The organism is Draconibacterium sp. (assembly GCF_041583095.1).
Classification (GTDB): Bacteria; Bacteroidota; Bacteroidia; order Bacteroidales; family Prolixibacteraceae; genus Draconibacterium.
The window spans coordinates 1-11,787 of record NZ_JBFHGM010000159.1 but is presented as its reverse complement, the minus strand read 5'-3'; the positions used below and the strand labels follow the sequence as shown (position 1 = coordinate 11,787).

12 protein-coding genes are annotated in these 11,787 nt (G+C 42.2%); 2 read left to right on the top strand and 10 right to left on the bottom strand.

The window, feature by feature from the left end:
- The 9 genes from ABZB17_RS14565 to ABZB17_RS14525 form a co-directional block, all read right to left on the bottom strand.
- On the bottom strand, positions 1–94 hold a 94-nt coding region (locus ABZB17_RS14565; protein ID WP_372651064.1), incomplete at its 3' end, for a DUF2200 family protein.
- A gap of 466 nt (positions 95–560) precedes the next feature.
- Positions 561–1,370 (bottom strand): ZIP family metal transporter, encoded by an 810-nt coding sequence (locus ABZB17_RS14560; protein ID WP_045027878.1) that lies wholly within the window; start codon positions 1,368–1,370, stop codon positions 561–563.
- An 88-nt stretch (positions 1,371–1,458) separates the two neighbouring features.
- Positions 1,459–2,514 (bottom strand): AMP-binding protein, encoded by a 1,056-nt coding sequence (locus tag ABZB17_RS14555; RefSeq protein WP_372651063.1) that lies wholly within the window; start codon positions 2,512–2,514, stop codon positions 1,459–1,461.
- Positions 2,514–3,542, bottom strand: coding sequence for an o-succinylbenzoate synthase (gene menC, locus ABZB17_RS14550; protein ID WP_372651062.1), 1,029 nt, complete (start codon positions 3,540–3,542; stop codon positions 2,514–2,516). Before menC ends, ABZB17_RS14555 begins: the two co-directional genes overlap by 1 nt.
- Positions 3,539–4,444 (bottom strand): 1,4-dihydroxy-2-naphthoate polyprenyltransferase, encoded by a 906-nt coding sequence (locus ABZB17_RS14545; RefSeq protein WP_372651061.1) that lies wholly within the window; start codon positions 4,442–4,444, stop codon positions 3,539–3,541. Before ABZB17_RS14545 ends, menC begins: the two co-directional genes overlap by 4 nt.
- 131 nt (positions 4,445–4,575) lie before the next feature.
- Entirely contained in the window at positions 4,576–5,400 is an 825-nt protein-coding gene (menB, locus tag ABZB17_RS14540) for a 1,4-dihydroxy-2-naphthoyl-CoA synthase (RefSeq protein WP_372651060.1), read from the bottom strand.
- A gap of 12 nt (positions 5,401–5,412) precedes the next feature.
- Positions 5,413–7,095 (bottom strand): 2-succinyl-5-enolpyruvyl-6-hydroxy-3-cyclohexene-1-carboxylic-acid synthase, encoded by a 1,683-nt coding sequence (menD, locus tag ABZB17_RS14535; protein ID WP_372651059.1) that lies wholly within the window; start codon positions 7,093–7,095, stop codon positions 5,413–5,415.
- A complete protein-coding gene (locus ABZB17_RS14530) occupies positions 7,082–8,206 on the bottom strand; it encodes a chorismate-binding protein (protein WP_372651058.1) in 1,125 nt (374 codons plus the stop codon). The genes menD and ABZB17_RS14530 overlap by 14 nt, the downstream gene beginning before the upstream one ends.
- Entirely contained in the window at positions 8,196–8,633 is a 438-nt protein-coding gene (locus ABZB17_RS14525; protein WP_372651057.1) for a PaaI family thioesterase, read from the bottom strand. The genes ABZB17_RS14530 and ABZB17_RS14525 overlap by 11 nt, the downstream gene beginning before the upstream one ends.
- Before the next feature lie 186 nt (positions 8,634–8,819).
- On the opposite strand from ABZB17_RS14525, the gene ABZB17_RS14520 reads away from it, so the two are divergent.
- Entirely contained in the window at positions 8,820–9,578 is a 759-nt protein-coding gene (locus ABZB17_RS14520; protein WP_372651056.1) for a GDSL-type esterase/lipase family protein, read from the top strand.
- Between the two features lie 111 nt (positions 9,579–9,689).
- Here the strand turns inward: ABZB17_RS14520 and ABZB17_RS14515 are convergent, their stop codons facing one another.
- The gene (locus ABZB17_RS14515; protein WP_372651055.1) at positions 9,690–11,000 is read right to left on the bottom strand and encodes an MATE family efflux transporter; all 1,311 of its coding nucleotides are present in this window, start codon (positions 10,998–11,000) and stop codon (positions 9,690–9,692) included.
- 274 nt (positions 11,001–11,274) lie between these two features.
- Here ABZB17_RS14515 and ABZB17_RS14510 point away from each other — a divergent pair.
- Positions 11,275–11,787: superoxide dismutase (locus ABZB17_RS14510; RefSeq protein ID WP_372651054.1), on the top strand; the 513-nt coding region annotated here is incomplete at its 3' end.

Below are 11,787 nucleotides of genomic sequence, written 5' to 3'. Positions count from 1 at the left end.
TCAGCCACTCAATTACCTGGTGCAGCTCTTCTGTTGTTCTTGCTTTTTTCTCCTCTTTTGTTACATGGTGCGGATATACTGCCGCAAATGTCATTTCTGCTATACGCTTGTTATGCTCCGGCGTTGTTTTCATATTCATTCAATATTTTCAGCATTGCTCGTGTTTACTACCTTAAAAATAACCATATTTCTTTTACTGAAAAACTTTGTACCCGGGCTTTATCATTTAATTACGGGGCAAAAACTTTGTGGGAAACGTTTTATTATTTAATCATGAGCAGAAAACTTCGTGGGAGGTGTTTTATTATTTAATCACGCGTAGAAAACTTTGTGGCGAGGTTTTAATCATTTGATGATGAACCAAAAACATCGTGGGAAGCGTTTAATTATTTAATGACGGGGAAAAATCATTTTCGGCAATTATTAAACATTTAATGATGGGCCGAAAGCACCGTGTTGAGCTTTTGAGCATTTAGTTACGAGGCAACCACTTCCCAGCCGGCCTATTTTCATTAATACACAAGCCGAAACTCAGCGGAAGAAGAATGATCGTGTTTTGTTTATCCCAAAGCCACATCCAGCAGCATCATGGTGGCGAAACCCAACATGGCACCAATGGTCGATAAATCGGTTTCGTTGCCTCGCTGCGATTCGGGAATCAGCTCTTCAACCACCACAAAAATCATTGCTCCGGCTGCAAACGACAGTGCGTAAGGCAGCAGTGGCTCGATGGTGAGAACCAGGTACGCCCCCAGCACTCCGGCCATTGGCTCTACAATTCCTGAAAGCTGTCCGTAGTTAAAAGCTTTCCAGCGCGAGAGTCCCTCGCGGCGCAGCGGAATAGAAACTGCTGCTCCCTCGGGGAAGTTTTGCAGCCCAATTCCCATGGCTAATGCAATGGCTCCGGTAAGAATCCCCATGTCGGGGTTATTGGCCAGCGCACCAAATGCAACGCCCACAGCCAGTCCTTCAGGGATATTGTGTAAGGTTATGGCCAGCACCAAAAGTATGCTTCGTTGCCAGGTTGTTGGAATACCCTCGGCTTTATCGATTGACAAGCCCATGTGCAGGTGAGGCAGAATTTTATCGATCAACAACAGAAAAGCACCTCCCGCCAAAAATCCGATTACAGCAGGCTTCCACGGTATGTCTCCTTGTGCTTCTGCCATTTCGATGGCCGGTTTCAAAAGCGACCAGAAACTGGCAGCAATCATTACGCCTGCGGCGAAACCAAGCATCGAATTCAAAATCTTTTTATTTATCGACTTAAAAAAGAATACCATTGAGGCTCCGGCTGCAGTTAAAAACCATGTGAAAAGGGTAGCACCCAGTGCCAATAATATGGGATTATATTCTAATAGTTTCTCCATTATTCTGATTTTTCGATCTAAAGAAATAGGGTGAAACAAAGCTAACAAAATTATTGTTCGGCATTTTAAAGTCAGCTTTTGTTGTAGCCTAATTTTTTAAAATCATTTTCAACTTTTTTCGGTCTATCTTCCCATTTTCAGTGCGTGGAAGTTTTTCGATAAAACGGATGTCTTTTGGTTGCTCGTATTTTGAAAGCAATTTGGTGCAGTGGTTTTGAATGATGGTTTTAACTTCACCATCAACCTTTCCTTCAATTAGCAGAATTATTTTCTCTCCAAGATGTTTGTCCGGCACCGAACCGATGGCATAGGGAAGGGGCAGATCTTTTGCCAATTTCTCCTCGATTTGTTCGGGCAGAAATTTGATGCCCCCTGAGATGATGACATTATCAATACGTCCCAGTACTTTAAAATGATGAATGTCTTCTATTTCACTTAAATCATTGGTTTGAATGGCTCCGTTTTCAAGTCCGGGCATCAGAATCCGAATACAATCACGTTCATCCAGTTCAACCGAAATATCATCGAGGCACTGGTAGCTTTCAGTTTTATCCATGCCATTTAACTTTCGTAGAGCAATGTGCGTTGCTGTTTCGGTCATGGCGTAACTCGAATAACACTTTGTTGAAATTTGCTGAAGTTGCTCTTCCAATGGTTTCGGAATTGCCGAGCCGCCGATCAACAGATTTTTTATGTTTTGTTCCGGCAAAGCCAGGTATTTTGTTACCTGGTTAATTACCATGGCCGCAAATTTTATGGGCTTATCAGTTGGTAAATTAGTAAAGTCTGATGCCGGATCAACAAGCAGCATATCGAGTTTCCCGATAAGAGCGCGCACCGTCATCAATTTCCCGGCAATGTAACGGCTGGGCAGGCAATGCAGTATGCGGTCGCCTTCATACAAATTAAAAAAGCGAATAGTTCTCAAGGCACTGGCTGCCACAAAATCCTTTTTTAGTGTGATGGTTTTTGGTGTTCCGGTTGAGCCCGATGTTTGTACTTCTATAAAATCATTTGCATTGTACCATTCTTCTATAAATTCCAACCAGCTTTGTTCCCACTCGCTATTAGGTTTTTGTTGAAGCAACTCTTTTATATTTTCCGATTGCCCGTTTATGCTAATATGTGATGGAAACAGTTCCATTACATTTCGAAAGATTTTGCGGTGTTGAACCACAGTTTTTCGCCACTAATTTCAAGCGGCGATTCAATGTTATTGGTAAAAAGCTGGCCGGTTCCCAGCCCCTGGTGCATCGTCATATTTTTTGTAAAAGCCCATTGTGCAATGGCATTTAACCCGATATTCGACTCAAGGTACGAAGTGATCCACCAGCCTATTGAACGTTCGTTGGCCAGTTTTATCCATTCGTCGCAACCCGAAATACCACCATGTAAACTGGGTTTTAAAACCAGGTATTGTGGTTGTATCGTATCCAGCAGTTGTATTTTTTCTTCGCGTTTGTTTATGCCTATCAGCTCTTCATCTAAAGCAATCGGCAGGGGAGTGGTTTTACACAATTCAGCCATCTCGTTCCTTTGCCCTGAGCGAATTGGTTGTTCGATTGAATGAAGTTGTACTTCTGCAAGTCTTTTCAATTTGTCTTGTGCAGAACCAGCTTCAAAAGCTCCGTTGGCATCTACCCGAAGAATAATTTGATCGCTGGAGAAACGTTTGCGAACAGCTTGTAATAATTCCAGTTCCTGCTCAAAGTCTTTTGCTCCGATCTTTAGTTTGATACATCGAAAACCGGCTGCCAGTTTATCTTCTATCTGACGCTGCATGTTTTCAATTTCATTCATCCAGATCAGTCCGTTTATTGGAATACCTGCTTTTCCGCGTGTGAACGCTGATGGAAATGGTTCTCTTTTTCCGCCGTTCTTCAAATCCAGCAGTGCAGATTCCAATGCAAATTTCAGTGATGGAAGATCTTGTAGCAAGTCAAAATTATTGATGAAAGGCTCTGGATTGTTACATATGTTCTCCAACTGTTCTTCAACTTGTTCAGGCGTTTCAATACTCAATCCGGGAAGCGGCGCACATTCTCCAAGCCCCGTTACACCATTCTCCTCCAAAAACAGATACCAAACCGAGCGTGCCTTTAGTACCCCGCGCGATGTGCCGGCAGGTTGCTTAAAATGCAACTCATATTTTTGGTAGCGTGCTTTTATCATGATAATATCAAACCAAGCGAGAACAGTAAAGTTAATGCCAAAGTTTGCAATGCCAAGCGTTTTAAAAAGGGATCAAGCTGGCGACTGTCTTTTATGCGGAATATTTTTACAAGGTCGATAATTGAAACCGGCAACACCAACAGAAATAACCATTGCCACGGTGCTTTTTGTTGCTGAACTGTAAAAATGATCAGTGCAATCCACGCCAATAAAATCAATGAAGTATGATAGATCCTGCTTTTTAGTGGCCCCAGTTTTACGGCGATAGTATTTTTCCCCGACTGTTTATCGTTTTCAATATCGCGGGTATTGTTCAGGTTCAACACGCCGGTACTGAATAAACCAATACTGATGGCCGGCAGCCAAACTGCGGCTTCAATAACATTGTTGTGCAGGTAGAAAACACCGATAACAGGTAGCAAGCCAAAAAAGAGAAAGACAAACAAATCGCCCAGTCCAATATATCCGTATGATTTTTTGCCGGCCGTGTAAAAATAAGCTGCTAAAAGGGCCAGTATTCCCAGTCCGATATATACAAAAAATGCAGTTGGACTGTGATGCCATGTTCCAACAAAAACCAAAATGATACCCAGCAGAAAACTTAATCCGGCAATTACAAACATCCCGGATTTCATTTCTTTGATGGTGATTTCTCCGCCCTGCATTGTTCGTGTTGGGCCCAAACGTTTATCATTGTCGGTGCCTTTTTGAAAATCACCGTAATCGTTGGCAAAGTTCGAAAACACCTGAATCAGCGTGGCAGTGAGCATTGCAAGAATAAAAATAAGCCAGTTAAACCCATGCCAGAATGCTGCCAGTGCCGAGCCCATAAGAATACCCGATAATGCCAGTGGCAGGGTGCGTAACCGTGATGCTTTTACCCAACTTTTTGCTGTTGCCATATTTGATACTTGATGCTATATTTTGGATACTGGATACTGGATACCCCGACGCTGCGGTCGGGATTTGGCTGTGGCCGATTTTCAATTCGCTTCGCTCAACTCGTAACTCGTGGCTCGTATCTCGCTACTAATTATGGGAATTTTGGGTATTTTTTAAAGTCAGGTTTACGTTTTTCAAGGAAGGCATGTTTTCCTTCCTGTGCCTCTTCTGTGAGGTAGTATAATAAGGTAGCGTTTCCTGCAAACTCCTGAATTCCGATCTGACCGTCGAGTTCGGCGTTCAGTCCCAATTTTAGCATGCGCAGTGCCAGCGGACTGTGCTCCTGCATTTTTTGTGCCCAGGCAACCACTTCGTCTTCCAGCTGGTCAAGCGGAACAACTTTGTTTACCAGGCCCATTTCAAGTGCTTCGGCTGCCGAGTACTGACGACACATAAACCAAATCTCGCGGGCTTTCTTTTGCCCAACAACACTTGCAAGATACGACGATCCTAATCCGGCATCGAAGCTACCCACTTTCGGTCCTGTCTGACCAAAAATGGCATTTTCGCTGGCAATACTGATGTCGCAAACCACGTGTAACACATGGCCGCCACCAATGGCATAACCATTCACCATGGCAATTACCGGTTTTGGCATGCTGCGAATTTGTTTTTGCACTTCAAGGATGTTCAGTCGTGGAATACCATTTTCGTCGATGTAACCGCCGGTTCCTTTTACATTCTGGTCGCCACCCGAGCAAAAAGCTTTATCTCCGGCACCTGTCAGCACAATTACATTAATGCGGTTGTCTTCGCGGCAAATGTGCAAGGCATCGCTAATGTTGTTTACCGTTGTTGGACGGAAAGCATTGCGCACCTGCTCGCGGTTGATGGTGATTTTGCCAATTCCGTCGTAATAATCGAAAAAGATATCCTCGTATTCTTTAATGGTTTCCCATTGTCTTTTTGTATTCATTGTATGTTGTTTTTATTGTTTTACAAACTGAAATAAACCCCGAAATGTTTTTGTATTTACCTCCGCATCGGTGAAAACTTCCAGGATTGTCGCATTTTTACTTGTTGGAGAATACAACTCCGTGAGTGAGTCTTTTAACTCCGACTCATTTTCAGCACTAAAATAATCCAGCCCGAATGTTTGGGCAATACCTTGTGCTTTGAATTTGTTTTCGGCAAAAAAATGCTGCTGGAAAGCGGGTGATTCGCACGGCCCTTTTATCAAACTAAAGATGTTCCCTCCACCATTATTGATTACGATGATCCGAAGATTCTCGTTGATATAATTGTTCCACAAGGCATTTGAATCGTAGAAAAACGACAAGTCGCCGATCAAAACAGTATTTATTTTTTCAGAGACAGACGCATAACCTACCGCAGTTGACATTGGTCCGTCGATTCCGCTGGTACCCCGGTTACTTAAAAAAGTAGTGTTTTTTGCCCAGTCAGTAATTAAAGCGTATCGAACAGGTGAACTGTTTCCCAAATGCACAACCGAATTTTCGGGAATTGCCTGGCCAACCTCTGCAATTACTTTCAGATCAGAAAAAGGGCTTTCTGAAATATATTTGTCTCGCAGTTCGTTCACCTGCTTTTCCTTGTTTTGCCAACGTTGCAAATATCCCTGCTCTTTCTTGCTAACTCCAGGGAGTAATTGTGAAAAAAAGGTCTTTGCATCTGTTTGTACCACTTGCGTTAGTGACTGGTATGTATCGTAATGATCGTTGGCAGGTGATAAGTGCCAGTGTTGACCGGCTTTGTTTTTGCGCAAAAACTGTTTCAGTGCTTTAGAAACAAAATGCCCGCCAAAAGTGATCAGAATATCCGGTTGAAAATCTGCAGGAACATCAGCTAAAATGGCTGCCATTAGCGTATCGATACTTCCGCAAAAACTTACATCATTCAGATTGGCCAGATGTTCTTTTAAAACAACGACACCGGTTTTTTCGATAAACTCTACCAAAAGTTTTTCCAATTTCTGATCGGGATTTTGTTGTCCGGCCAGTATCAGTATTTTCTTTGATGAGTTAAGCTCAGTAGCTAACTTTTTCAGGCTTGCGTCATCAATGTCAAAAACTGATTCTTTAGCGTTGATCGCTTTTATGTTCGGTAATTCTTCGTCCAGCAAATCATGTAACGGCTCTTCGAGCGGAACATTGATATGCACAGGCGCTGGTTTTCCCGAAACAGCAGCGTTAAGACACTCGTTTATTTCGCGGGCAGCTTGCCACAGCTCTGTCTCCGATTCTTCCAGAGGGAGGTTGTATTCCTTTTTTACAAAATTGGAATAAATCCCTTTCTGATTGATGCACTGGTTTTCGAGCTGATCGATCCAGTACTCCGGGCGATCGGCAGTGATAACGATCAGCGGAATATTTAAATAAAAAGCCTCGGCAATGGCAGGTGCGTAATTCAATGTTGCTGTCCCTGAGCTGCAAACAATAGCAACAGGTTTTTTCAGTGCCTGTGCCAAACCCATTGCAAAATAGGCTGCACTGCGCTCGTCAACTACGTTGCGGCAATTAAATAAACCACTTCCCACAAAAGTGTTTATCATTGGCCCGTTTCGCGATCCGGGAGAAACAATCACGTCGTTTATTCCCTTCTGATGAAGGAGTGCTGCCAGTTGTTGAACGTGTTTTTTAGTTGAGATCATTCTGTCGTATAGCTTCTATTGCCGATAACAAGGTTTTTGCTTTGTTGTTGGTCTCTTCCCATTCTTCTTCGGGAACCGACCGCGAAGTAATTCCACCACCTGCATAAAGCATGTATTTTTGCGGAATAATTTCCATGCAGCGCAAATTTACAAATAATCTTACTGAATCTTTTAGTTGCCACGGACCAAGAAATCCGGCATAGTAACGTCGGTTGTGTTTTTCGACGGTACTTATAAATTTATCGGCCTTCGATTTTGGGAAACCACAAACCGCCGGCGTTGGGTGCAACTCGGCAATAAAATCACCCAAACAGTCGTCCAGTTTCTTTTTGGCAAACAGAAAACTGGTGAACAGGTGCGCCACTTTTCCGCTTTCCAGCGTTTCCGGTCCGCGGGTGGTGTACCGGTGAATATTAAATCGATACAGCAGATCTACCAGGTAGCGCGAAACAAAGGCTTGTTCTTCAATGTCCTTGGTGCTCCAGCCGTATTCTGTACCCGAGACCCGGGGTTGCGTACCGGCCAGCGAGACGGTCTCCATGGTTTTTCCTTCCGATTTTAATAGAATTTCGGGAGTGGCTCCCATCCACAAACCGGCTTTTGGCAGGTTAACCATATACACAAAAGCGTTTGGCGTTTGTTCGAATAGCTGCGAGTACAATTTCCCCAGCGATTCATTTTTTCGTTCTGCCGGAATAATGCGCGAAACAATAGCTTTTGCCAGTTTCGTATTTTTTATGGTATTTACTGTTTGCTCAATATCGGAAAGATATTCTTCCTTTTCAATTATGTAGTGCGATGTGTAGTTCGACTCTTCCTTTTGGCAGACTTTTACATCATTCATATCGAGCTGGAGGATTTCCTTAAGCCCCGTTTTGTAAATATCAGGTTTTAACAGAATCAGCGGTGTCTCTTCGCTAACGTGATAAGGCGCAAAAACAAATCCTTCCTGCCCGTTTAAGCGGCTTACCTCGTTGGGATAAATTAAGGCTTCCTGGCACGAAATAAGCAACTCAAGCGTTTTATCACCGGGCACAGACCAGAGGGCAAAAGAGCAGTTTTTGTTAACGAGTTCGTCGATCAGATGTATTAATCTTTCGTTATCGGTCATTCTTTTCAGTAATCATATTGGTAACACGTACAGATGAAATCAATCTCCCTTCTTCATTGCAAATATCAACATTCCACACATGCGTTTGTTTGCCCCGATGAACGATTTTTGCAACTGCCAGCGCCTTGCCTTTTTTTAACACGCCTGTGTGATTGCCGTTTACCATAATTCCCAACACATCGTAAGCGTTCATGTCAACTAATAACATGCTGCCCAAACCGGCAAGAGTTTCGCCCATTGCCAGGTTGGCGCCACCATGTAAAATGCCTCCCGGGCGCGAATTTTTTGCAGAGAGATCCAACATTCCCTCAACTCTTCCTTCCTCAATTTTTGTAATCTCAATTCCGAGGCTGCCAACCAGCGTGTCCCTAATGGCCTGATTGATCAGTTCAACGGGTGTATCGAATGATAATTGTGTAAAATCCATAGTGCTATCCTAAAACGAGACTAAAATAAGTGATAGTTTTCGAAAATTGCCAAAATGAGTTTTGTAATTTTAGGTTGAATTTCGAAATCGGGTAGATTGTGGTGGTATTTAACAAGCCTTTAATGGTAAACAGCTGCTATAATTTTTTTACATTTGTTTTTCATAAATCAACTTAAATAGAACCAAATGAGTATTTCCAGAAGAAACTTCTTATACAAATCAACCGCAGGAGCAGTGGCTGCTGCAAGTATTTCAAGTATCGTTTCGGCATGTGTTTCAGAACCGAAACAAAAGACAGCATCAATTTTTGCAAAAGGTAATACGGTATTGTTTCAGGGGGATTCGATAACCGACGCCGGTCGCGACAAACAAAATGAATCGCCAAACCGTGCATGGTCGTTCGGAAACGGTTATGCGCTTTTGGCAGCTTCACAACTACTAAATACATATCCAGAAGAACAACTTACTATCTATAACCGGGGGATTAGTGGTAATAAGGTTTTTCAACTGGCCGACCGCTGGGACAAAGATTGTATGGAATTAAAACCGGATGTGCTGAGTATTTTAATTGGTGTGAACGACTACTGGCACACACGAGATGGTCATTACGACGGCACCATTGAGATTTATGAGAACGATTACCGTGCTTTACTAAAACGCACGCAGGAAGCTTTCCCGGGTATAAAATTGGTTTTGTGCGAGCCATTTTATGTGCTTAAAACAAGCGCAGTTGACGAAACATGGATTGAACCAATGCAACAATACCAGGTGGCAGCAAAAAAGATATCGGACGAATTTGAAACCATTTGGGTACCTTTTCAGAAAGTATTTGATGAGGCCATTAAACACGCTCCGGGAACCTACTGGACACCCGACGGAGTGCACCCTTCAATGGCCGGTGCCGAACTGATGGCTGCGACCTGGTTAAAAGCTGTTGGTGAATAATCGGATACGATATAATTTCCAATATTGAATTCTAAATATCCAATATCCAATTTCGAATACTTGATCATTGAGCATTCTACATTGAGTATTGGATATTTTTTATTATCATTATTATTCTTTCTTAGTCAACGGCTTCAAAATAGTCCTTTTATAGAGAAGTGATAAAATAACTCCCCTCGAAAACATAAAAAGCAACATTCCCATCCAAAGCGCATGATTATTCCAAACCGGATTTAAAAAATAATAAACCGGAGCAAATATCAAAAAGGTGGAAACCAGCAGGCTGTTTCGCATGGGGCGCGATGCTGTTGCACCGATATAGATTCCGTCCCAAATAAATGAACCAACACTTGCAATTGGAATAAGCACCACCCAAACCAGAAACTTTTGAGCGGTTTGAATTACATCTCTCTGCGAGGTAAGCAGTTTTAAAATGAAATTGGTGCCCGTTAAGTACAGTAGGGTAAAAGTAATTGCCAGTCCCAGTCCCCAATAAAGAAGCAGTTTTACAACTTTCTTTAAGTTTTCAATTTGTTTGGCACCTATAAATTTGCCTACCAACGCTTCGCCGGCAAAAGCAAAACCATCGATAAAAAAGGAAAAGAACATCAGAAACTGCAGCAGGATTGAGTTTACGGCGAGTATGGTATCGTTAATACTGGCCGACTTTGACGTGAAGAAGGTAAATACAACGATAATACAAAAACTGCGAATGAAAATGTCAGTGTTCACCCTAAAGAAGTTTGCGATGAACTTTAGGTCCATTACCCCGGCTTTTGTAACCAAGGGGAGCATTTTCTTATATCTTTTGAATAACAGAAGAATTGCGGTGAGCAATCCGGCGTATTGAGAAATCACGGTTCCGAGGGCTACTCCATCAGATTTCATTTTTAATCCAAAAACAAAAAATACACTGAGCAGAATATTTACAGCATTCACGAGGATAGCGATAATCATGGGATAGCGAGCATTTTGCATTCCTAAAAACCATCCGCTGAAAACAAACAGGCTCAAGGCTGCAGGTGCTGCCCAAATTCTTATTCTGAAGTATTCATTGGCCAGCGTTTCTACTTCGGGACTACCGCCTATTAATTTAAAACTTGCCCAGGCAATCGGTGATTGAAGCAGTAGAATAATAACACTAACGGACAATGTTAAAAGCAGAGCACGTATTAATATGGTTATTGATTCTGCCGTTTTTTTTTCGCCAAAAGCCTGTGCTGTAAAACCGGAGGTGCTCATTCGCAGAAAACCAAACCCCCAGTAAATGATATTAAAAATCACACTCCCAAGCGAAATGGCACCAATGTAAATTTCCGATCCGAGGTGTCCCATCAGGGCCAGATCGATCAATCCCAGCAACGGAACGGTTATGTTACTGATGATATTGGGAAGGGCAAGTTTTAATATGCTTTTATTCATCCTTTTTTTAAGAGGGGCAAAGGTAATATTATTGATCAGGCCATTAAAAAGATAAAAGTAAATAAAAATATTTCGATCTCTTTTCTGCCTGATGACTGGGCTTTTGGCTCAATCTTTAGAATTAATTCATTGAAGTTCTGTATTTATTAATTCCTTCTATGAACAATAAAGGATTTCAATGTGTTTTATTATTCGAAGATTTGGATTAATTCTAAATAGCGTCTATTTTTGCTAATGAGAAATAAACATATTTAAATCTTTAAATAATAATAAAATGGCATTTGAATTACCAAAATTAGGATACGATTACACGGCACTGGAGCCACACATTGATGCAAGAACAATGGAAATCCATCACAGTAAGCACCATGCAGGTTATACAACAAACCTGAATGGAGCAGTTGAAGGAACTGATCTTGCAGGAAAATCAATAGAAGAAATATTAAGTGGAGTGTCTGGTCAATCAGTAGCAGTACGAAACAACGGAGGTGGATTTTATAACCACAATTTGTACTGGGAAGTAATTGCACCGGGTGGTGCACCTGCTCCGGAAGGAGTATTATTAGACGCAGTAAATGATTCATTTGGAAGCATAGAAAATTTTCAGGAAGCCTTCACCAAGGCAGCTTTGACTCGCTTTGGGTCAGGTTGGGCATGGTTGGTTCTTCAAAACAATAAGCTGGTGGTTTCGTCTACGCCCAATCAGGATAATCCGCTGATGGATGTGGCCGAAGTTCAGGGAACTCCAATTTTGGGGATTGATGTATGGGAACATGCATATTACCTG